This is a genomic window from Halorussus salinus (assembly GCF_004765815.2).
Taxonomy (GTDB): Archaea; Halobacteriota; Halobacteria; order Halobacteriales; family Haladaptataceae; genus Halorussus; species Halorussus salinus.
Map to the genome: position 1 here is coordinate 14,240 of NZ_SBIS02000007.1, position 21,225 is coordinate 35,464.

Below are 21,225 nucleotides of genomic sequence, written 5' to 3' on the forward strand. Positions count from 1 at the left end.
CAGAGCGCCCTCCGATGCGGCAACTACTCCGGGCTGACGACTTCTTTGCGACCCGCGATTCTGTCGGCACACTCGTAGCCCGCGACGATGCCACCGTTCAGACTCCGCTCGGGGTACTGCGCTCTGCTGGCCATCCCGGCGTAGTAGAGTCCGTCGGCGACTTCTGCCGAGAGGTCGTAGGGGATGACCATGTCGAGGTAGCCCCGCTCGTAGATGGGCGCGGCGCGGGGGTTCTTCGCGAGGCGGAACTCCTCGACGTGCGAGCGGTCCCAGTCGGGGAACATCTCCTCGACGTGGCCGAGCCAGAGGTCCTCGACTTCCTCCTCGTCCATCTGCCAGAGGTCCTCGTCGTAGTCTTGGATGTAGCTGGCGACGTACAGCAGGTGGTCGCCGCCGTAGTTCTCGGGCGGCATGTAGTTGGTGTGTTCGATGAGCGCGCCGAAGGGCGCGTCGTGGGCGACGTTCAGCCAGTACGTGTCGGTTAGCTCCTCGTCCATCGTCACGAGCGCACAGACCGCGCCTTGGAAGTCGATGTCGCACTGGTAGCCACAGAGGTCTTCGAGGACGTTGGGCATCGCCGCGACGACCACGTCGTCTACCGCGTGGGTCTCGGTGGTCGCGCCACCGTCGGCCTCGGCGGCCTGAGTGTCGCCGGTCGCCTCCGGAGTATCCTCGACGGCCACGGTCATCTCGCTCACTCGGTCGTCTTCGAGGTCCAGACCCGTGACGCGGGCGTTGGTAGTGATGTTCTCCCGGCCCACCGCATCTACCAAGGCGTCGAGCAACTGGCCGAACCCGCCTTCGAGGTAGCCCAGCGGTTCGCCCCGCAACAGGTCGCGCTCGCCGCGGAACTTGATGCGTCCGAGGAGCCACGCCGCGCTCACGTCGTCTTTCCGGTCGCCGAACTTGGCGTCCAGCAGTGGCTCGAAGAATCCCTCGTAGACGCCGTGGGAGGTGTGTTCGCGCAGGAACTGCTCGATGGGCACGTCCTCGAAGTCCTCCAAGTTCTCGTACGTGTCGAACTTCGGAACCCCGCCGCGCACGTCTATCTCTTGGGTGAGCATCGTCAGCCGGAACTTGTCGTAGACGCTCATGTGGGGGTAGGCCAGAATCTCCCACGGCTTGTCCATCGGGTAGACGGTGCCGTCCCAGTAGTAAGCGTTCTTGCCGATGGGCCACTCCAACTGCTCGCCGAGTCCCAACTCGTCGATGAGGTCGATGATGGTCTCCTCGGAGGCCGAGAGGTGGTGGTAGAACTTCTCGACGGGGTCGCCCGCGGTCTCGTAGACCGCGGCGAGGCCGCCGATCTGGTCGCTCGCTTCGAATACCTGCACGTCGTGTCCGTGCTGCTGGAGGCGGTAGGCGGCCGCGAGACCCGCGATTCCCCCACCGACGACACCTTTCATACCTCCTCGTTCGCCGTGGCCGGGCAAAGGTCTTGTTGAAGCCGACGGGGTGTCGGTCGCCGGATAGCTCTCGAACGCGGTGAACTTCTCGCCTAGTCGCGTTCTGGCACCCTTTTTCAGCCCCGACCGCGTACCCCCGGTATGACCCGATTCGACGCCGCGACGCCCGAGGAGCGCCAGAAACTGTTCGCGGAGGGCGTCGTCGCCCACCGCGAGCGCGCGAGTCCCTTCGTCACGTTCGAGGCTCACGTCGGCGCGAGCGACGCCAGCGACGACGGCGAGACCCCCGAGTCGGACGCCGAGAGCGACGAGGACCCCGACGAGGCTCCGCCGTGGGTGCAGTTCGGCGACGGCACGCTCAACTTGGACTGCACCGACGCGGAGTTGGACGACCTCAAATCGCTCCTCGGCGAGTTCCCGGCGTTCAAGATAGACGACCTGACGCGCCCCGAGGAGGCCGAGGGCGTCAACGTTCGGGTGTCCGCGCTGGCGGACTCCAACCGAGTCGCCCAGTGCGTCGAGCGAATCTTCCGCGAGGTGTACGACCGACCCGACGAGTACCGGGTCTGGGTCGCTGCGGTCTGAGAGTTCTCCAGTACTTTTATTCTACGTGGCAAATTTTCGTAAACCAATGACCGTCGCCGATGACATGTGTTCGATTACGGTGGACCACGCAGACGAAAAACTCCGATACTTCGTCCGCGCGGACCCCGACGACGGCGACCCCGGTGAGGTCGATGTCCTGCATCTCCGCGAGGACCTCGATTGGACCGACCGCCGCCAGCGCGAGGTCGAGTCCGAACTCCTCGAACTCGTGGCCAGCGAGAGCTACGAGGAGTTGATGGGTGCCGAGAACGTCAACCAGATAATCAAGGTCGCCGACACGAAGATTCTGTTCACGGGGTTCGTGGACGACGAGGTGGTCATCGCCGCCTTCGAGCGGGGCATCCTCCCCGTCCTGCCGACGGTCGTGGCCGACTTCCGGGAGTACATGCGAAACAACGACGTGTCGTTCATCGCGCTGGACGCCTGAGGAGCCGGTAATCGTCACCGTCGGTCGAGGGTCGCCCAAATGCCCGCCGTCGGGACTCGCGCGGGATGGTACTCAGCTCATCGGGATGGAATTTCTATCCGGATGGAGCTTCGAGTGTAATCCGTCTGGATGTGCGTTCGATTTCAATCCATCTGGATGTACGTCCGCGTCGTCCCCACGTCTTCGATTTCGTGGACGCCAGCGGTAACGACTCTCTGGAGGTCGCGGACCGTCTCGCCCTCGATTTCGGCGATTACGTCGAAGTCTCCGGCGACGACGTGGGCCTCCGTGACGCCCGACAACTCGCGGAGGGCCGCGGTCACGTCTTCCGATGCTCCCGTCCCCGTGATGATAGCTACGTACGCACGGACCATGACCACCCGATACGACGACTGCCCTCAAAGCGTTGTCCCCGAGTCGAGCGACGAACCCGCCCGCCGTGTCCGATAATATCTGCCACACGAGGTTTCCGTGCGGAGGTCCAACCGGTCACATGAGCCTCGTCGCGGAGTTCTCGGTGCCGACGGACGACTTCGCACTCGACAGTGCGCTCGACGCCGTGCCCGAGATGCGAGTCGAAGTCGAGCGACTCGCGACTCACAGCAGGGAGTGGGTGATGCCGTTCGTCTGGGCGACGGGCGGCGACGTAGACGCCTTCGAGGAGGCGCTGGCCGACGACGAGACGGTCGCCGACGCGAGGACGCTCGACCGATTCGACGACGGGTCGCTCCTCGCCGTTCGGTGGGCCGAGACGGTCGAGTCGCTCGTGGACGCGATGACGGACCAGCACGCCGCAATCCAAGAGGCGATGGCCGACGACGAGTGGTTCCTCAGACTCCGGTTCGCCGAGGCGCGACACCTCTCGTCGTTCCGCGACCACTTCGGGTCGGACTTCGAACTCCACCGGAAGTACCGGACCAGCGAACCCAGAAGCGACGAGTTCGGCCTGACGACCCGACAGCGCGAGGTGCTGGTGGTCGCGTCCCAACTGGGCTACTTCGCGGTTCCGCGCTCGGCGACCGTCGAGGACATCGCCGACCGACTCGACATCTCGGCGAACTCCGTCTCCCAGCGACTCCGGCGCGCACACGACGCGTTGGTCCGCAACACGCTCCTCATCGACGGCCGAAAACGCCCCGACTGATACGTGGCATTAATATTAAAGCCGTGGTCTTACCTTGACGTTCTGTCAATCAACGAGACGATGACAGCGCTGTCACAGGCACGACGCGTAGGGACGACGAGGAGTCGCACGACACGGCGGGACAGCGGTTCGGGATTATGGGGGTAGTTACCGCGTTCGAGATAGCGGTCCCGGCGTCGGCGCTCGCGCTCGGCAGGACGTTCGAGCGCGCGCCCGACGCCACGGTCCGGTTGGAGCAGACGGTCGGCGGCCCCGACGACCGGGCCGCCACCTCGGCGTGGGTCTCCGGCGTCGAGGAGGACTCGCCCGCCGACCTCCTCGACGCCGACCCGACCGTCGCCGAGGTCCACCGCCTCGGAGCGGACGGCGACGCCGAACTCCTCGAACTCCGGTTCGAGGGTCCCATCTGCCGGTTCGCCGAGACCGTCTTCGACCGGGGCGGGGTGATACTCCGCGCGACCGCCGAGGGCGGCGTCTGGCAGATGCAGTTGCGGTTCGCCGACAGCGACGACGTGGCCGAGGTGTTCGACGACGAGTTCACCCGCGAGTTCGACGCGACCGTCACGCGACTGTACGGCTCGAACGACGCCCCGGCGGCGGATACCGGCCTGACCGAAAAGCAGGAGCAGGCGCTCGACGCGGCGTTCGACATGGGGTACTACAACATCCCGCGGACGGTGGACCTCCGGGGCGTCGGCGACCGACTCGGTATCTCCCGGCAGGCGGTCTCCGAGCGTCTGCGCCGGGGCCACGAGCTACTGGTCGCGGACCTCCTCGGTGAGAACGACGACGAGAGACAGTAAGCGGACGCGACGCTCGGACGGACTTCTATTTTACGACCGCCAGTACGCTGGCGTCAGCAAGACCAGCACGGGTAGGATTTCCAGACGGCCGATCCACATCAGGAACACCATGAACAGCTTCGAGGTCGCCGGGAACGGGATGTAGTTGTTCATCGGGCCGACGATACCGAAGCCCGGCCCGACGTTGCCGAGGGTGGCTGCGACCGCGCTCATCGCGTCGAGGGCCACCAAGTCCATCCCGGTGCGGGCCGCGTCGAAGTAGACGACCGCCCCCGCGACGAAGAAGATAAGCAGGTACAGCAGGGTGAACGCGTAGATACCGCGGACCGCGCGCTCGTCCAACGACCGGCCGCCGAGTCGGACCGGCCGGACCGCCTCGGGGTGGACCGTGGTGAACAACTCGCGCTTGATGGACTTGAGGATGACCAGCCAGCGCACGATTTTGACCGCGCCGCCGGTCGAACCCGCCGACCCGCCGACGAACAGCGCGACGAACAGGACGTACTGGGCGGGTTGGCCCCACGTGTTGAAGTCCATGCTGGCGTACCCCGTCGTCGTCACGAGCGAGACGACCTGAAACATCGCGTGGCGGGCCGACCGCTCCACCTCTCCGGCGACGGGACCGACGACGGCCTGCTCGGCGAGTCCGTCCGCGAACAGCAGGACCGCCACGACCGCCGAGAACACCGCCAGCACGCCGACGTAGAACCGGAACTCGTTGTCCTCGGCGAACATCTCGGCCTCGCCGTTGAGCGCGTGCCAGAACAGCGCGAAGTTGGTCCCGGCCGCGACCATGAACGGGATTATCAGCCACTGGACCGCCGCCGAGAAGAACTCGATGCTCCTCGCGGCGGGCGAGAACCCGCCGGTCGCCATCGTCGTGAACCCGTGGGCGACCGACTGATAGAGGGTCATGTTCGGCGCGAACCCGAGGAGGTGGAGGCCGAACAGGAGGCTCATCTCAAGCGCCGTGATGCCCAGATACGCCCGCCAGAGCGCCCGCGCGGTCTCGGCGATGCGCGGCGTGAGCTTCGTGATGCCGGGACCCGGAGCCTCGGCGTCCATCAGTTGCGCGCCACCGACCGACAACTCGGGCAGGATGGCCACCGCCAGCACGACGATGCCCATGCCGCCGAGCCACTGGGTCTGTTGTCGCCACATCATCAGCGCCCGCGAGTGGTCCTCGAAGCCGATGTTGCGCATCACAGTCGCTCCCGTGGTCGTGAAGCCGCTCATCGACTCGAAGAGAGCGTTGACCGGGTGGGCGACCGTTCCTTGTCCCGCGATGACGTACGGTGAGGCCCCGATAATCGACACCGCGAGCCACGTCAGCGCGACCATCAGGAAGCCCTCGCGCGCCCCGAGGTCGGGGTCGTCGTCTAACTGTTCGAGGCTCCACCCGACGCCGACCGCCAGCGCCATCGACGCGGCGAACGTCGTCACGCCCTCACCGTAGAAGACGGCCAGCGCGAGCGGGAACGCCATCGCCACCGCCAGCCACTTGACGACGGTGCCGACGAGGCTCGTACTCGCTCGCCAGTCTACCCGGACGTTCATCGCCGACTCACCCGTCGTGACATGGCTACGTTCTCGCTCCCGTCATGGCTATCTCGGTCGTCGTCTCCCCGTCATAATTTCTCCGATACCGCTTCGAGCGCCTCTCGGCCGACGAACGCGACGACGTGGTCGCCGGGTTCGATGACGGTGTCGCCTCGCGGGACGACGAACTGCTCGTCGCGCGTGATGGCACCGACGACGAACCCCTCGGGCAGGTCGGCGACCGCCTCGCTGATGGGTCGGCCGACGAGAATCGACTCGGCGTCCACCTCGACTTCGAGGACTTCCGCCTTGTCGTTCTCGATGAGCGCGACGTTCTCGGTGTGGAGTTCCCGCGTGAACCGCGTAATCTCCTCGGCGGTCACTTCGCGGGGGTTGACGCCCACGTCCACGCCGACCGTCTCGAAGACATCGACGTAGTCGCCACTCTCGACCACCGCGACGGTCCGGCGCGCGCCCAACTGCTTGGCCAGCACCGAGACCAACAGATTCTGCTCGTCGCTGTCGAGGGCCGCGACCACGGCGTCGGCCTCGTCCACGTGTTCGCGCGCGAGGAACTCGGCGTCGGTCGGGTCGTTCTCCATGACGACCGTGTCGGGCAACTCCTCGGCGAGTTGCCGGGCGCGGTCGGGGTCCTGCTCGATGAGCCGCGGGTGGAGTCCGCGCTCCTCGAGCAGTCTGGCGGTGTGGTAGCCGATTTCGCTCCCGCCGATGATGACCAAGTCCTCGTTTCCGGAGGGCGTCTCGCTCGGTGCGATTTCGCGGGCGAATCCTTGGACGCTCTCGGGACTCCCGATGACGACCACCCGGTCGTCTGCACGGATGAGCGTCTCTCCTCGGGGTATCTCCACGTCGCCGTTACGCAGGAGCGCGGCGAACGTCAGCGAGTCGAAGCGGTCGGCCTCCCGGACGGTCTGGTCGGCGACCGGACTGTCGGGACCGACCTCGAACTCCGCCATCTGGACGCGCCCGCCAGCGAACGGGTCCACGTCGCGGGCCGCCGGGAGTCCGATGACCCGGACGATGTCTTGGGCGGTCAGCAGGTTCGTACAGACCATGAAATCCACGCCGAAAGCCCGCCGGTCCTCGGCGTGTTGCCACGTTTCGAGGTAGTCTACGTTCTTGACCCGCGCGATGGTGAACGGGTCGTCTACGGTCTTGGCCGTCCCGCAGGCGACCAGATTCGTCTCGTCGCGGTCCGTACTCGCGATTATCATGTCGGTCCGCTCGACGCCCGCCTCTTCGAGCGTGTCGAGCGAGGTGCCGTCGCCCTCGATGGCCAGAACGTCGTGGGAGTAAGTCAGGGCGTCCACTCGTTCGCCGTCCACGTCCACCACGACGACTTCGTGGGCGTCCGCTAGACTCGCCGCGATGGACGAGCCGACCTCACCCGCTCCGATGATGATAACGTGCATCAGTAGCCTCCCTCATTCTTGCCGGTTTTTGCGAGGCCCACCGTATCACTATTTCCATTCAGTGACGAGCGCGGTCGGGTCACGGCCGAGTCGCGGCCGGTCGCGTGACCACCGAGAAATCTAGAAAAACGTTTCACAACGATATGTGATTCTTTTAGGGAGATATAGATACGGAAGAGCCGTCGGTCGTCCCGGTGCGGTCCGCGGGCGGGCCGCCCTACGCGACTCGCTCGACCACCGAGGTCGGAAGCCGAAGCGACTGACCGTCCACGACGAGGTTGTCGTAGTACAGGTCCAGCGTCGCCGGGTTCACCGCGTCGCCGTGGCCGACGCCGACCAGCACGAGGAGTGCGCCCTCCCCGAAGCGCCCGACCACGTCCCGGAAACTCCGGCCGTCGTAGCCCGATTCGAGGTCGGTGTACTCGAACCAGTCGCCGCCGGTGAGCCGAGCGCCCACGTCGAAGGTCCGCCACGACTCGCTCGGCGGGTCGCTCCCGTCGTCGCTGGTCAGGTACATCCCGTGTCGCCCGTCGTCGTTCTCGACCACCAGAAACGTCTCGTCGGGGGCGAGGCCGCCGCCGTCGTCCGGGTTGACGTTGTTCGCGCCCTCGTAGTAGTCGTAGCGGAGGTCGCCGACGCTCCCGAGGGTCGGCTCGCCGCTCGGCGCGGCTATCGACGCCGCGTAATCGACCGTCGAGTTCCCGTTCGACGTGACGTGAATCGGATTCTGATGGGACCCGTCCCGTACCTCGGACCCGCTCTCGACGGTCGCGGTGTACGACCCGTCGCCGTTCAGGTCGAACAGCGTGACCCCCGGCCGTAGCTCCGTATCGACCTGTTGAAGCGCCGCCGCCGCTCTCGACGGTCGCGCCACGGAGTTCGCGCCGTTCGCGTCCCGAACGTCTGCGTCGCCGCGCTTCGCCGCCCCGCTCCCGACGACCGCCCCGCCTCCGACCGCACCCACCGTCGCGGCGGCCGTCCAGCGGAGGACCGCCCGTCGCTCCCGGTTCATGACGATTGACACGACTCCCATCCGTTTATGTCTACTTCCCGATTCTCCCCGCGTCTCGACGCCGACGAGCGCGATACCGACGAGTGCGACGCCGAGGAGCGACGGGGAGTCACGGTTACTCCCCGTCCAGTCGGAGCGTCACTTCGAGCGGCCCGTCCGACCGGTCGAACGCGAGCGACCCGGAGTACCGGAAGTCGTCGCGCGCCTCGCCACCGGCCGCTCCTCGGACCGTGTTGCCGTCGATGTCGTCGCCGTCGTCCGCGAAGTCGCCCTTCTCGACGTGGCCGCTCACGCGGAACTTGTAGCGGACCGTCTCGCCCCTCGCTCGAATCGTGATGGTGTTGGGGAGGTCCCGGTCGTCGTTCGTCGTCTCCTCGAACAGGTCCCCGTCCACGAACACCTTCCCCGGCCCGTCGAGTCGCAGGTCGGTCGGGTCGCCGGTGAACAGCCAGCTGTCGCAACGCTCGTCGCTGACCGCGCCGCGCGCGGTGTTCTCGTCCACGATTTCGTCCCCGTCGTCGCTCTCGTAGGTCCCGCCGCGCTTCACCCGGCCGCTGACGCTGACCTCGTAGGAGAAGGTCTTCTCGCCCGCCGCACAGAAGGTAATCTCGCGCCAGCCGGTCGCGCCCGCGGTCCCGGCGACCCCGCCGCCCGCGAGACCCGCGGCCGCCGTCCCCTTCAACAGCGTCCGGCGGTCGAGACCGCCGGTCGAACTCGTCCGTCGGTTTTGCTCCTCGGATTGCTTGGTCATTGCTCGCACACCCCAGTCAATTCTCTGGAGCGCGACCCGTATCAACCCGGTCGCTCGTCAAGTCGGATTCGGTCGCCTTGCGGACGAGTTAACGGGGATTCACCGCGATTCGCGCGAGAAACGCGGTGTTTCTGAAATCAAGTCCGGGTGGACCGCGCGACACGCCCGATTTCTCGGAGCGGGGCGGTCGGGACGAGCGCCGCAGAGTCAACGTCGTCGAATCAGCGCCGCCAGTACGCGGGCGAGAGGACGACGAGGACCGAGAGAATCTCCAACCGGCCGATCCACATCAGAAACACCATGTAGAGTTTCGCGGCCGACGAGAACTTGAGGAAGCTGTTCATCGGGCCGACGATGCCCACGCCCGGTCCGACGTTGCCCAGCGTCGCGATGGACGCGCTCACCGCCTCGATAGCCGAGATGTCGAGCCCGATTCGGAGACTGTCGAGGTACAACAGCACTGCCGAGGCCGCGAAGATGGAGATGAATATCATCACGAACACCAAGACGCTGCTCACCAAGTCGTCGTCGGCCACGTCGTCGGCCACCCTGATGGGACGGACCGCTTCGGGGTGAACCGACGTGAAGACCTCGCGGGACATCGCCTTCCGAATCAGGTACCAGCGGATTATCTTGACCGACCCGGCCGCCGACCCGGCCGACCCGCCGAGGAACATCGCGAACAGGAGCGCGAGCTGGGTCGATTCGCCCCACGTGTTGAAGTCCATGCTGGCGTACCCGGTGGTCGTGACGATGGCCGCGGTCTGGAACGCCGCCTGCCGGAGCGCGTTCTCGAAGTCGCCCGCGAGCGGCGCGATTGCGGTCGGCACCTCCGCGAGTCCGGCACCGGTGAACAGCAACACCGTGAACAGCGCGGTGATAGCGCCCATCACGGCGAGATACGTTCGGAACTCCGCGTTGTGAGTCAGTCGCCGCGGCTCCCCCTCCGAGACGTACCAGAACAGTGCGAAGTTCGTCCCGGCGACGACCATGAAGAACGTAATCGCCCACTGGACGGCTGGCGAGAACGCTTCGGCGCTCCTCGCCTCGGGGGAGAATCCCCCGGTCGGGAGCGTGGTCAGCCCGTGAGCGACGGCGTTGTACAGGTCCATGTTCGGTGCCACTCCGGCGAGGTAGAGCCCGTAGTACACGCCCACTGCGGCAAGCGTGAACCACGCGTAGATGCCCCACAGCGCGCGGGCCGTGTCCTGAATCCGCGGCGTGAGCTTGTCGATGGACAGGCCGGGGGACTCCTCTCTGATGATTTGGGCACCGCCGACCGACAGCTCCGGGAGAATCGCCACCATCAGCACCAGTATCCCCATCCCGCCGAGCCACTGGGTCAACTGCCGCCACATGAGTATCGACCGCGAGTGGCGCTCGAACGATATCTCCCCGAGGACGGTCGAACCCGTGGTCGTGAACCCGCTCATGCTCTCGAACAGCGCGTTCACCGGGTGGGCGACCGTTCCCTGCCCCGCGATGAGGTACGGGAGCGTTCCGACGAGCGGGACGACGAACCACGTGAGACTCACGAACAGAAACGCCTCTCGGTGGCCGAGGTCCGGTTCCGAGTGCAACCCTTCGAGGGCCGCCCCCAGTCCGACCATCACGGCGGACGTTACCAGAAAGGGAACCGGACTCTCGCCGTAGTAGAGCGCGACGGCGGTCGGCAAGAGGGGCGTCACCGCGAGATACTTCAGTACCCGTCCGAGGAGCGCCAGACTAGACAGGTACCCGACAACATCGTCCAAATTCGATGTCCGGGTACCACCTACTGTCTCTAGAAGGTCGCGACTCATCTACGCGAAACCTCCGTTGGCTCGGTAATAAGAAGTTTGGCTTCCGAACGCGGTACTCGTCGCGGCGAGACCCGCTGACACGCCCCGAGGAGACCGTTCGCCGAACAGTCGCGCCGCGAGAAATCGACCCGCGAGTCGTCACGACCCGTCGAACGAGAGCGGTTCGGCGGCCTCCCAGCGGGGCGCGAACGTCTCGCGGACGCCCGCCGCGAACTCGGGGTCTTTCATGTCTATCATCGCGAACGCCTCGCCCGGATTCAGGGGATTCGCGACCTCGATGCAGACTTCCACGTCGTCGATGAGGTTGAACGTGCCCTGCAACTCCTCGGCGGTCCGGACCGCGAACTTCGGATGGTCCGAGAGCGTCTCGGTGTACCGCTGGCCGACGCTCGGGGGCAGGGTCTCCACCAGACTGGGCGTCATCAACAGCGAAATCTCGACGCCGCGGTCGAGCGCCGATTCGAGGTGCTGGGAGACGAGTTCGCCCACGTCGCCGATGTCGAACTGCGCCGACGAGTCGCCCGCGACCATCACGATTTGGTCGTCGGCCGCGTCGAGGCGTTCGACCAGCAGGTCGGTGGACTCCTCGGGACCGACCGCCGCGGTCCAGAAGCCCTCCTCGACCGGCTCGCCCGCGTCGAGTTCCTCGGTTAGCTCCTCGACTATCTCCTCGTACTGGTTGGCCTGCTCTTCGAGTTCTTCGAGTTTGTCGTCCAGCAAGCGATTGAGCGCGGTCTCGGGTTCGACCGCGACGTACTTCTTGGGACGACTCGCGCTCTGAGAGCGCGCGAGGTTGTGGGTCTCCAGACTGCTCAGTACGTCGTAGATGCGACCCATCGGTACCTCGCTCGCGCGCGATAGCTCCTTCGCGGTGGTCGGTCCCGCGTCCAACAGTGCCCGGTACGCCCGCGCCTCGTACTCCGAGAGTCCGAGGTCTCGTAGACTCGCCATGTAGGGGTTCAGACGCTCTGCCCTAATAAACTCTCGGACCGTTTTCAGTTGAAAGGGTGGAATCTCTCGCGATAGTCGGAGTCTCTCCTCCCGATTCGGGAAGCGGTTACCTACTCGCGTGGCGGGTCCTCCTCGGGAGAGACTCACGACCGAAGGTGTTAATATTATGGAATATCACGTCGCTTTATGAACGGTACGGGAGATTTTTACGACCCAATCGCGCCGGCGTACGATCCGCCCACGATAGTGACCGGCGAGGAGGAAATAGCCGAGGATGTCCGCTTCTACCGGGCGTTGGCTCGGGAAATCGACGGACCGACGTTAGAAGTCGGCGTCGGGACCGGACGTATCTACCTCGAACTGCTGGCCGACGGAATCGACATCGACGGCATCGACGTTTCGTCGGCGATGATAGACCAACTTCGTGAGTACGCCGCGTCCTGCGACCTCGACCCGTCGGTGTGGGTCGACGATTTGCTCACGTTCGCCCCCGAACGGGAGTACGACCTCGTGTACGCACCCGAGGAGATACTCAACTTCTTCCCGTCGATGGCAGACCAGCGGACGGCTCTCGAACGGGTCCACGACGCGCTCGCGCCGGACGGTCGGTTCGCCACCAACATGGGCGTCCCGCAGTTCGAGACCATCGCCGAGAACGACGGTCGAACCCTCGAACAGCACATCGAGGCGGACAGCGGCCACTACCGCATCGAGCGGACGGCACACTTGGAAGACGAGATAGAGCAGTTGGCTCGCATCGAACGCGAAGTCTACTGCGACGGGGAACTGGTGGGGGAGCGCGAGACGATGATGTCGCTCATCTCGAAGCGACAGTGCGAGTTACTGTTCGAACTCGCCGGGTTTAGCGACTGGCAGGTGTACGGCGGGTTCGAGCGCGACCCGCTGTCGTCGTCCGACCAAGAGATGGTGTGGGTAGTCGAGGCGTAGCGCACTGGCGGGGACGACCGACCGTCGGGGTGGCCGGTCGGACTCGTCGGTCACTCGTCGTCGCCGAGGAGCGCCCGGCCACCGACCACGGCCAACGCGGCGGCGACCAGCAGACCGGCGGCGATTAGCACCCCTGTCGTGCCCTCGGGCGGTCGAAGACTATTTGAGCCTCCGGACTTCGGGGCCGCACCGGCGCGTATCTCCGAGAGTTCCGCGACGCCGGGGGCGTTCACGAGAACGACGGTGCGCCCGGTCCGGTTGACGTAGTAGGCGTCGCCGAACGAATCCCGTTCCGGAATCCGGTAGGTGTTCGTCCGGTCCTCGACCGCGGAGGCATTGTAGTAGGTGAGAAGCTCCCTGTAGCCGCTAACGAACTCCTCGCTGTCGTTCGCCGTCTCGAACGACAGCTTCCAGACGTACCCCGTCTCACCGGTCTCGGTCGCGTACGGGTAGAGCCTGTCGTCCTCCCACCCCGAGGCGTAGGGGTTGTCGCCGTACCGGTACGGGTCGAGGCGGTCGAGACCGTCGCCAGCGGAGTTGTAGAAGGTGCGAACCGGAAGTACCGCGGGGTGCTGGCGGTTCGTGTCGAAGACCGTGTAGACGAACATCGTCGTGATTCCCGGCATCCCGACCGAGGCGTACTTCGGCTGGCCGGTTTCGACCTCGGGTATTCGCCAGTTTTCGTCGCTCGTGTCGGTGAAATCGACGGTCGTCGGCTTTTCTGCGGGATACGCCTCGGGGTTCATCACCTGTTTCGTACTCGTCGGCGGCTGGTCGTAGAGTTGGTTGACGGCGTTCCAGCCGCCCGTCTCCTCGACCGCGTGGACGAAGTTGGGACCGTCGTAGTACGGATAGCTGTTCAGGAGCGCCATCCCAACGTGAGGGTCGGCCGACCCGTCGTCCCGTTCGGGAGCGGTCACGCAGTCCCACTTCGACTCACACCGGTCGGCGTACTGCATCTGGACGTACTCGCTGTCGCCTTCTATGAGGCTGTTTATCGCGTTCTGAGACTCCGTGGTCCTGCGCAACTCGAAGGTCGCTAGCTCGAACCGGTCGGGGGCGTCGAACTGCTGGTTCTGAAGCACGTGGACGAGTTCGTGAGCCAGCAGTGGTTCGTTCAGCCTCGGACTTTCGGGGTCCTCGACGACGAACACCATCTCCTCGTCGGTCGGGCTGTAGTACCCTCGTGACCCGCCCGCGTTCGACTGAAGCACTTCGACGGCGTCGGTGTCTTCCCCGACCATCAGCAGCGCCTCCCACTTCGCGTTCTTGCGGAGGGTCTCCGCCTCTGTCGCGACGAACCGCTCGTCGATGCGCTGCTCGAACGCCTGCGGCGAGAGGAACTCGATGCTCGGCTCTCCTTCGAACTCCAGACCGCGGACGGTTTCGACCCGAGCCATGGACCGGGCCACGACGGCCTCCAATTCGGTCGCGTTCAGCCCGTCGGTACCGTCCACGGCGATGGGTTCGTCGTACCAGCACCCGTTCTCCCAGCCGAGTTCGTCGCTCTCGGGGTCGGGGCGTCTCGACCCGTCTGACGCGGGATTGCAGGCGTCCGCGTCGTCGATACGGGGCGCGCCGCCGACCGCCTCCGTCGCATCGACCTTCGGTGACGGACCCGACGCTTGGGTCGCCGCGACGCCGGGGGCGACGGCGAGGCCGACCGTCAGAACGACGAAGGCGAGGAGCGGAAAGATTCGACGCATTATCTGTTCGAGTATCTACCATTGTTATATAAAACATTTTATGTCCCGAAACCGCGGTGTTCCGGCGGGCGAGTCGGCCGATAGGTCCGGCCGTCTTCGGCGCTGGCGGCGTCACCCCCCGCCAACGGGATTCGAAGGAGTCGTCTCGGCGACGAATATTAGTCCGTCGAAGGCTCGCCGAGGAGCGACCGACGCGTAATTCTTCTCGGAGTCGCTGTGGTAGACCGCGCCGACGTTGTGCAGGCACGACTCGCGGTCGACCCACGCACTGACGGTCGGGTCTTCCGGAGGAGACGACAGGTCGAGAAAACAGACGCGCTCGTCGGTCGCGTCCAGAACTGCCGGGAGCGAGCCGTCTGGACCCGTCTCCATCGAGTGCGGACGAATCACCGGGTCGTCGTCCGACGTTGGGTCCGAGACGGCCACGAATGACCCCCGCCCGAACTCGAATCCGAGCGCGTAGTACTCGTCTCCGTACTCCCGGCGCAGGTGGTCGCCCATGGTCGTCGGCGACGTTGCCGTCCCGCCTTCGTCCCCGTGTCCGAACATCCCAGTTCCCGTCGTGACGTGGCCGTTGTGTGCCCAGAGTGCGAGACGCTCGCCGGGCGCGTGGTCGAGAATCCAGCGAACGTTCTCGGCCATGGCGGCGTCTCGCACGGCGTCGGGTGACGGATGGTCGTCGAGGAGTGCCGCCGTCGCGAACTCGTGGGCTTGTTCGATGAGTCTCCGGCGTCGTCGAGCCAGCCGCCACTCTCGGTCGCCGACCGCCGACCGGTAGGCCTCCTCGCGGCGCTCGAATCGCTCCGACAACTTCTCCCCGAGAGTCTTGGCGGCGAGTACTTGGTCGGGCGTACTCTCGCGGCCCTGTCCGAGCCAGTCGGCGTCCAACTCCGCGAAGTGAGGCCGGACCTCGTCGAGATAGTCGGGGTCGACCCGTTCGAGGAACGACCGCAGAGCCCGTGCCGGTCCCCGCGTCGACCGCAGGTCGAAACCGTACACCCGCACGCGCTCGGACCGGGGACGTTCCTCGTTGTACTCGCGGAGCCATTCGACGAGTTCGCACATCTCCTCGGTCGCACAGGTCCAGTAGGACAGCGCCTCGACGGCCGCCTCCGGACTCCCCTCACCGTCGACGACGTAGCGGTCGACCCGACGGGCCGCCCCGAAGTTCGCCTCCAGTCCGAGCGCCCGAAGGTCTCGTTCGGTCACCAAAAACTGGACGAGTCGGCGTTTCAAATCGAAGAACTCCTTCGTCCCGTGGGTCGCCTCACCGAGGGCGACGACGCGTCTCGTTGCGAGGGTCTCCCCGATCGACCGCAGGTCGTCGAGGGTATCGGCGTCCGGGCGCTCTAAGGGAACCACACACTCGCCGAGCCGCCCGGCGAGGTCGGCGATGTCCGTCACCGTCTCGGCCCTCGCGAGCCGTCGGCGCGACGGTGACGCCGGGTGTAGTGGCGGTGATTGGAGCAACGAGTTGTCATGGTCAGTAGTCGTCTAAGAGACCCCTCCTCCGTGCGTGGTGCTGTGCGAGGTGGAACGAGAGGTAGCCGATGAGTACGTAGACGACCGTGGTTGACGCCAAGATGGCGTGGTCCAGTAGGGAAAACTCGAGGAGACCCCGTCCGTTGGCCATCGCTTCGTGGAGCATCGCCGCGCCCTGTCCGACCGGGAGGAGTCGGGGCCAGAACTCGTCGGTCAGCGCCATCGAGATGATTCCGATGAACGCGAACTGTAGCATGGAGAACATCCCTCGAATCCGCTTGTAGACGAGCGCCACGCCCCCCAGAAGGAAACCGACGCCGATGGCGTGGAGGATAGTCAGCCCGAGGACCGGCACTATCGTGACCAAGTCGATAGTGAGGCTCTCGCCAGTCATCACGAGGATGAATCCGAGGGTGACGACGCTAATCACGATGCTGACGACCAGATTCGCCAAGACGGATGCCAGCATGACGACCGGGAAGGGGAACGGAGCGACGTACAACTGCTGGAGCGTGCCGTACTTGGCTTCGGTGTTTATCAGCCCCGAGAGGGTGTAGAAGGTGGCGAGTACGGTCGTCAGGAGAAAGTACCCGACGATGATGGCGTCGACGTTGCTCTCGAACCCCTCCGGTGCAATCGTTCGTCCGCCGACGAACACTAAGCCGAACACCATCAGGTACGTCGCCAGCGTTCCCAAGAAGTTCAAGGGGTAGCGACGGAGTTCGATGAGGGTTCGACTCGCGAAGCCGTACAAAAGGATAGGGTACTTATACATCGGTCGTGTCGTCGGTCGTCATTTCGAGGAACACGTCGCCGAGGTCGGGACGAATCGTCTCGAAGGTCCGGACGGTACAGTCTATCTCGCGGAGTTCGTCCGACAGCGAGTGAACGTCCTCGTCGTACGTTATCTCGAACTCGTGGACCTCGCCGTACTGGTCGTGGTCGGTAACGTCGAACCGGGACCGGAGGGTCTCGACGGTCGAGGAGGGGACGGGCGCGTCCAGTCTGATCCGATAGGCGGTGGTCCTGAAGAAGTCGAGCAGGTCGGCGACGGAGTCGTCGGCGATAACCCGTCCCTCTGAGAGAACGATTACCCTGTCGCAGATGTTCTGGATGACATCCATGTCGTGGCTGGTGAGAACGACCGTCAAATCCTGATCCGCGACGAGCGACCGGATTTCGTCTTGGAGTTTGAGCGATGTCTCGACATCCAGCCCGAGCGTCGGCTCGTCGAGCAGCGCGACCTCCGCGGCCCGAGAGAGCGTACTGGCGATTGCCACCTTCTGTTTCTGCCCGCGAGAGAGTTTCCGAACCGGCACGTTGGCCTTCTCCGCGAGGTCGAGTCGCTGGAGGAGGGCGTCGTGGCGGTCGCGGCGGTCGGAGGCCCGAACGCCGTTCAGCCGGGCGAAAAACTCCAAGTTCTCCCGGACGGTCAGCCGCCAGTAGGCGTCCCGAGACCCCTCGAACATCGCACCGACCCTCTCGTGGGTCCACGCGAGGTTCTCGTGGACTTCCCGGCCGCCGAGCGTGACGGTTCCGGAGTCGGGAACCAGCGTCCCTAGCATCGTCTTGAGAGTCGTCGTCTTTCCTGCTCCGTTCGGCCCGAGTACTCCGACGACGGAGCCGGGTTCGATCTCGAACGAGACGCCGTCGACGGCCGTCACGTCGCCGCCGCCGAAGGTCATCGTGAGGTCATCTACCGCGAACGCGGGGCCTTCGGCGGCCACCTCCTCGCGCTCGGCGGTCTCGGCCGAAGACTCGGAGTTCGATCGACGTTGCGTTTCCATAACGCTATCCATCGTTCAACGGGTACTTTCACCCACCCAGTAATAAATTGTTAACATGATGCGAACGTTTTCATCTGGCATCGTTCGCTGAGGGCGAGGGTCGCCCGCCGCTGGCCCCGACCCGAGTCACTCCAACAGCAGGACGCAGGGAAGCGACGGGTCCACCGTCCTGAGAAGGGAGTAACCGATTCCCGCCTCACCGCCGAAGAATCCGGGGTCGTACCAGTGTTCGGTACCCCACTGCGTCGAGAACCCGCCAGCATCGTCGGCCCGCCGGACGCAGGCCCCCGCGAGTCGCTCGGCGTCGCGGCGAAGCGTCGGTTCGTCCAAGGACCGGGCGGCCCGCAGGAGGAGTTCGACCCGGCCGAAGTTGCCACAACAGACGTGGTCGGCGGCGAACGCCGTCGTCGGGTCGATGCCCCGGAGCGCACGCCGGGCGTCCGCGAGACGTGCGTCGGTCGTGTCCACTGCGTCGGTTCCCAGTCTGGCGAGACCGATTCCGGTCCGGCCGTGACACCAAGCGTCCATCGAGTCCGTCTCGCTCGTCGGTCGGAGGTCCGGCCAGTTCGTGGTCTCCTCGTCGAAGCGACGGCGCTCGAACGCGAGGCTTTCGGCGGCGACGGTTCCGAACCGCGAGTCGCCGGTCGCCGATTCGAGTCGAGTCAACGCGTACGCGATGCCAGCGGTTCCGTGAGAGAACCCACAGACGGGGCGTCCGACCGACGCCGGTGCCCACGTCGGCACCCCGTCGCGGTGGGTCGCACTCTCCAACAGGTGGTCGCCAGCACGCCTCGCTCGGTCCAAGACCTCGTCGTCTCCGGTCGCTTCGTACAGCGAGACGAGTCCGAGTACGGCTCCGGCGCTTCCCTGTAGAACGTCGTACTGCTGGTCGGCGGCGATTCGCTCGTCGCCCAAGACGCCAGCGACCTGCTTCGCCCCGCGGAAATACTGCGAGTCGTCGAGCAGTTGTCCGACCTTCGTAAGCCCGTAGGCAATCGAGCCGAGACCCACGACCCCACCGACCGGACGCGGCGGGTAACGGGCGGATGTCGAGTCGTTCTCGAAGGTGTCGCTATCGAGGGCGTCGAGAATCGGGGCCACCGTCTCCCTCGCCAGACGCTCGTACCGCTCGTCGTCGAAGACTCGGGCGAGACCGGCGAGGAAGATGCCGATTCCGACTCGTCCGTCGTATAGCGCGTCGTCTATCGGAGCAACGTCGATTCCGCCGTCGGCCCCGACCCGCCGGAGGACCCAGACCGGGTCGCCGTCGTCACGTCGTGCGGTCGCCTCGATTCGGTCGAAGATACCCTCGGCGGTCTCCTCGACGAGCGTTTCGAAGTCCTCCCGACCGTCTCGTTCCGCTCGACCGTCTCGCCCGTGGTCGATTCGCGTCGTCTTCCCCGACCCGTGGGTCTCCACGTGGTCTCGGTACCCCCACCGGAGGTAGTCGCACTGTTCGTCGAGGTCGGTCCCGTCGAACGCCTCGATTCGGTCGCGTATCTGCTCCACCGGTGGCTGAACGAAGAAGTCGTCGAGAACGTGGTCGTCACCGTCGAGGAGGTCGGTACTCCGAAGTTCGGCGGTAAACCGAGGAGTACCGTACTCCCGAAGCGCGTCTCGCTCGGCCTCGTAGAGCGACCACACCGCCGGGTCTACGTCGTGGGCGACCACGAGTTTCGCCAGCACCTCCACTCGGGTCCCGAAGTTCAGTCCGTTTCGGAGGTGGTCGGCCGACCGCATCGCCGTGCGTATCCGGCCGTAGGCGACCGTCGGTCGGTACACGACTCGTACCCGTGCCTCTCTGTCGGTAAGCCGGTCTATCGGACCGCCCTCCGCCAGCATCGCGGCCTTGTTGTCGAGGACGAACCGGTACATCTCCTCGAACCCCCGAACGATGTCGTCAACGTGGGTCCGCGGCCCGACCACGGAACCGTCGTACACCGGCAGGTTCTCCCCCTCGCGGTCGGGGGTCGGCACGTTCTCCAAGTCCATCCGGTCGGTGTTGACGTTCGTGAACTGCTGGGTCTCGGCGTCGATACTGGCCTGATTCGTCGAGAAGCCAGCCATGTCGCCGACATCGCCGTCCGGAACGTGTCGGGGAACGACGCCGGTCCGAACCACGGTGTCCGCGACGACCTGAACGGCCTCGTTGATACGGCGCATCTCCGGCTTCGCGACGGGTTCCGTGACCGTCTCCAAGTCGATAGCCACGGGCTGGGACCCTACCGCGACGATGTTCTCCAAGTGCATGTCGGTCGCCGCGAACGCGTAGAACAGACACATCAACATCCCCGCCCGGCGGTAGTACTCGGCGGGACCCTCGGGGTCGGTACACGCCGCCGGACGGACCCACTCCATCCACGCGTACTCCTCTCGATAGAGTACTTCGAGCGTCTGCAGAGGTGGCAGGTCGCCCCGTTCGTTTATCCACTCGACCAACTCGTAGAAGCCGACGACGATGCCCGCGTTCCGGGGTTTGTACCCGACGGTCGTCCCCGACTCGAAGGCGACCCGGAAGACCGCCCGTCCGCCGTTGTGGTGGTCGCCGAGGACCTCGATACCGGTCACCGCTCCCACGTCCTCCCCGTCGGCGAAGGTCCGACCGAGTTGCGACGAGTCGCTGGCCACGCGAGCGGTGAACTCCTCGACTCTGGCGCGCCACTGCCGGAGGACCGTCACCAGCAACCGACCGAGAAACGAGTACTCCGAGAAGAACGACCGCAGACGCTCCGCGGTCGCCATCTCCTCGACGAACTCGTCGTAGTATCGGGTCGCGCCCGGCTCGGGCATCTCGTCGCCGAGCACTAAATCCGGGTTCTCGTTCGCCACGTGGGTCTTGAAGTCGATGAACAGTGCCCGCGACCAGAGTCCCGTTACCCGAGTCGCCAGCCACCCGAACAGGTCGGCTACCGCCGACGACGAGAGCGGACCGGCCGAGTCGAGGTCTACTCGTGTCCGGGCGTAGCCCACGACCGGCTCCACCAAGTCCCGAAAGGGTAGCTCACGGTCGGCCGCTATCTCGACCTCCGGCGACGGGTTCTCGACGACGAACGCGACCAACTCGTCGAGTTCCTCGACCCAGCCCGGAAGCGGTTCGTCGTCCGGCCACCCGGCGACGGCCATCCGGCGACGACACTCTTGCTCGTCCAGTCCGTCACGTTCGAGGCGGTCACCGAACGCCTCGCGGTCGCCGTTGGCGACGCGCTCGCGCCACTCATCGAGTTGCTCGTCCAACGACGCTGTGATATCTTCGTCGCGGTCGGTCGCGTCGGGGTCGCATCCGAGTCGCTCCTGAAGCGTCCGCGCGTCCCCGGCAATCGACTTCTTTTCTTCCGTAGAAAATACCATAACGAATCTTAGTGTATCTCGAAAAAGGCATACTGTAAAACAGTTTCGTTGTGATACAATTCGGGGTGACGCCGCGCCGC

General features: G+C 65.4%; 18 protein-coding genes. 5 read left to right on the forward strand and 13 right to left on the reverse strand.

All coding sequences use genetic code 11. The features are described from left to right. Positions 1 to 23 precede the first annotated feature (23 nt). Positions 24 to 1,406, reverse strand: a complete 1,383-nt coding sequence (locus EPL00_RS13615) for an NAD(P)/FAD-dependent oxidoreductase (protein WP_135853887.1) — start codon at positions 1,404 to 1,406, stop codon at positions 24 to 26. Positions 1,407 to 1,547: 141 nt separating this feature from the next. Between EPL00_RS13615 and EPL00_RS13620 the strand changes: the two genes are divergently transcribed. Next, positions 1,548 to 1,991 (forward strand): hypothetical protein, encoded by a 444-nt coding sequence (locus tag EPL00_RS13620; RefSeq protein ID WP_135853888.1) that lies wholly within the window; start codon positions 1,548 to 1,550, stop codon positions 1,989 to 1,991. 46 nt (positions 1,992 to 2,037) lie between these two features. Then, a complete protein-coding gene (locus tag EPL00_RS13625; protein ID WP_135853889.1) occupies positions 2,038 to 2,439 on the forward strand; it encodes a hypothetical protein in 402 nt (133 codons plus the stop codon). A gap of 143 nt (positions 2,440 to 2,582) precedes the next feature. Here the strand turns inward: EPL00_RS13625 and EPL00_RS13630 are convergent, their stop codons facing one another. After that, positions 2,583 to 2,813, reverse strand: a complete 231-nt coding sequence (locus tag EPL00_RS13630) for an Lrp/AsnC ligand binding domain-containing protein (protein ID WP_135853890.1) — start codon at positions 2,811 to 2,813, stop codon at positions 2,583 to 2,585. Between the two features lie 119 nt (positions 2,814 to 2,932). Between EPL00_RS13630 and EPL00_RS13635 the strand changes: the two genes are divergently transcribed. Together EPL00_RS13635 and EPL00_RS13640 are read left to right on the forward strand one after the other, a co-directional pair. Continuing rightward, the gene (locus tag EPL00_RS13635; protein ID WP_135853891.1) at positions 2,933 to 3,583 is read left to right on the forward strand and encodes a helix-turn-helix domain-containing protein; all 651 of its coding nucleotides are present in this window, start codon (positions 2,933 to 2,935) and stop codon (positions 3,581 to 3,583) included. A 137-nt stretch (positions 3,584 to 3,720) separates the two neighbouring features. Next, a complete protein-coding gene (locus EPL00_RS13640; protein ID WP_135853892.1) occupies positions 3,721 to 4,386 on the forward strand; it encodes a helix-turn-helix domain-containing protein in 666 nt (221 codons plus the stop codon). A 30-nt stretch (positions 4,387 to 4,416) separates the two neighbouring features. On the opposite strand, the gene EPL00_RS13645 is transcribed toward EPL00_RS13640, so the two are convergent. The 6 genes from EPL00_RS13645 to EPL00_RS13670 all read right to left on the reverse strand — a co-directional run bounded on the left by EPL00_RS13645 (position 4,417) and on the right by EPL00_RS13670 (position 11,874). After that, on the reverse strand, positions 4,417 to 5,943 hold the full coding sequence (locus EPL00_RS13645) for a TrkH family potassium uptake protein (RefSeq protein ID WP_135853893.1): 1,527 nt from the start codon (positions 5,941 to 5,943) through the stop codon (positions 4,417 to 4,419). 71 nt (positions 5,944 to 6,014) lie between these two features. Continuing rightward, positions 6,015 to 7,358: a Trk system potassium transporter TrkA gene (gene trkA, locus EPL00_RS13650; RefSeq protein ID WP_135853894.1), complete on the reverse strand. Its 1,344-nt coding sequence runs from the start codon at positions 7,356 to 7,358 to the stop codon at positions 6,015 to 6,017. A 217-nt stretch (positions 7,359 to 7,575) separates the two neighbouring features. Continuing rightward, the gene (locus EPL00_RS13655; protein WP_135853895.1) at positions 7,576 to 8,370 is read right to left on the reverse strand and encodes a hypothetical protein; all 795 of its coding nucleotides are present in this window, start codon (positions 8,368 to 8,370) and stop codon (positions 7,576 to 7,578) included. Between the two features lie 115 nt (positions 8,371 to 8,485). Further along, a complete protein-coding gene (locus EPL00_RS13660; protein WP_135853896.1) occupies positions 8,486 to 9,121 on the reverse strand; it encodes a hypothetical protein in 636 nt (211 codons plus the stop codon). Positions 9,122 to 9,342: 221 nt separating this feature from the next. Beyond that, positions 9,343 to 10,923 (reverse strand): TrkH family potassium uptake protein, encoded by a 1,581-nt coding sequence (locus EPL00_RS13665; protein ID WP_135853897.1) that lies wholly within the window; start codon positions 10,921 to 10,923, stop codon positions 9,343 to 9,345. A gap of 138 nt (positions 10,924 to 11,061) precedes the next feature. Beyond that, positions 11,062 to 11,874 (reverse strand): TrmB family transcriptional regulator, encoded by an 813-nt coding sequence (locus tag EPL00_RS13670; protein ID WP_135853898.1) that lies wholly within the window; start codon positions 11,872 to 11,874, stop codon positions 11,062 to 11,064. A gap of 186 nt (positions 11,875 to 12,060) precedes the next feature. Between EPL00_RS13670 and EPL00_RS13675 the strand changes: the two genes are divergently transcribed. Continuing rightward, the gene (locus tag EPL00_RS13675; protein ID WP_135853899.1) at positions 12,061 to 12,822 is read left to right on the forward strand and encodes a class I SAM-dependent methyltransferase; all 762 of its coding nucleotides are present in this window, start codon (positions 12,061 to 12,063) and stop codon (positions 12,820 to 12,822) included. Positions 12,823 to 12,872: 50 nt separating this feature from the next. Here the strand turns inward: EPL00_RS13675 and EPL00_RS13680 are convergent, their stop codons facing one another. The 5 genes from EPL00_RS13680 to EPL00_RS13700 form a co-directional block, all read right to left on the reverse strand. Beyond that, the gene (locus EPL00_RS13680) at positions 12,873 to 14,528 is read right to left on the reverse strand and encodes an Hvo_1808 family surface protein (protein ID WP_135853900.1); all 1,656 of its coding nucleotides are present in this window, start codon (positions 14,526 to 14,528) and stop codon (positions 12,873 to 12,875) included. Positions 14,529 to 14,639: 111 nt separating this feature from the next. Further along, entirely contained in the window at positions 14,640 to 15,932 is a 1,293-nt protein-coding gene (locus tag EPL00_RS13685; RefSeq protein WP_162224222.1) for an erythromycin esterase family protein, read from the reverse strand. A 79-nt stretch (positions 15,933 to 16,011) separates the two neighbouring features. Next, positions 16,012 to 16,785: an ABC transporter permease gene (locus tag EPL00_RS13690; RefSeq protein WP_135853902.1), complete on the reverse strand. Its 774-nt coding sequence runs from the start codon at positions 16,783 to 16,785 to the stop codon at positions 16,012 to 16,014. Further along, positions 16,778 to 17,809 carry an ABC transporter ATP-binding protein gene (locus EPL00_RS13695; RefSeq protein WP_238398206.1) on the reverse strand — a complete coding sequence of 344 codons (1,032 nt, stop codon included), beginning with the start codon at positions 17,807 to 17,809 and terminating at the stop codon, positions 16,778 to 16,780. Before EPL00_RS13695 ends, EPL00_RS13690 begins: the two co-directional genes overlap by 8 nt. A 114-nt stretch (positions 17,810 to 17,923) precedes the next feature. After that, positions 17,924 to 21,145 carry a type 2 lanthipeptide synthetase LanM family protein gene (locus EPL00_RS13700; protein WP_135853903.1) on the reverse strand — a complete coding sequence of 1,074 codons (3,222 nt, stop codon included), beginning with the start codon at positions 21,143 to 21,145 and terminating at the stop codon, positions 17,924 to 17,926. Positions 21,146 to 21,225: the final 80 nt, after the last annotated feature.

Coding starts and splice junctions, on each gene's coding strand:
- EPL00_RS13615 (WP_135853887.1), bottom strand. CDS start 1,406: ATGAAAGGTGTCGTCGGTGGGGGAATCGCGGGTCTCGCGGCCGCCTAC.
- EPL00_RS13620 (WP_135853888.1), top strand. CDS start 1,548: ATGACCCGATTCGACGCCGCGACGCCCGAGGAGCGCCAGAAACTGTTC.
- EPL00_RS13625 (WP_135853889.1), top strand. CDS start 2,038: ATGACCGTCGCCGATGACATGTGTTCGATTACGGTGGACCACGCAGAC.
- EPL00_RS13630 (WP_135853890.1), bottom strand. CDS start 2,813: ATGGTCCGTGCGTACGTAGCTATCATCACGGGGACGGGAGCATCGGAA.
- EPL00_RS13635 (WP_135853891.1), top strand. CDS start 2,933: ATGAGCCTCGTCGCGGAGTTCTCGGTGCCGACGGACGACTTCGCACTC.
- EPL00_RS13640 (WP_135853892.1), top strand. CDS start 3,721: ATGGGGGTAGTTACCGCGTTCGAGATAGCGGTCCCGGCGTCGGCGCTC.
- EPL00_RS13645 (WP_135853893.1), bottom strand. CDS start 5,943: ATGAACGTCCGGGTAGACTGGCGAGCGAGTACGAGCCTCGTCGGCACC.
- trkA (WP_135853894.1), bottom strand. CDS start 7,358: ATGCACGTTATCATCATCGGAGCGGGTGAGGTCGGCTCGTCCATCGCG.
- EPL00_RS13655 (WP_135853895.1), bottom strand. CDS start 8,370: ATGAACCGGGAGCGACGGGCGGTCCTCCGCTGGACGGCCGCCGCGACG.
- EPL00_RS13660 (WP_135853896.1), bottom strand. CDS start 9,121: ATGACCAAGCAATCCGAGGAGCAAAACCGACGGACGAGTTCGACCGGC.
- EPL00_RS13665 (WP_135853897.1), bottom strand. CDS start 10,923: ATGAGTCGCGACCTTCTAGAGACAGTAGGTGGTACCCGGACATCGAAT.
- EPL00_RS13670 (WP_135853898.1), bottom strand. CDS start 11,874: ATGGCGAGTCTACGAGACCTCGGACTCTCGGAGTACGAGGCGCGGGCG.
- EPL00_RS13675 (WP_135853899.1), top strand. CDS start 12,061: ATGAACGGTACGGGAGATTTTTACGACCCAATCGCGCCGGCGTACGAT.
- EPL00_RS13680 (WP_135853900.1), bottom strand. CDS start 14,528: ATGCGTCGAATCTTTCCGCTCCTCGCCTTCGTCGTTCTGACGGTCGGC.
- EPL00_RS13690 (WP_135853902.1), bottom strand. CDS start 16,785: ATGTATAAGTACCCTATCCTTTTGTACGGCTTCGCGAGTCGAACCCTC.
- EPL00_RS13695 (WP_238398206.1), bottom strand. CDS start 17,809: ATGGATAGCGTTATGGAAACGCAACGTCGATCGAACTCCGAGTCTTCG.
- EPL00_RS13700 (WP_135853903.1), bottom strand. CDS start 21,145: ATGGTATTTTCTACGGAAGAAAAGAAGTCGATTGCCGGGGACGCGCGG.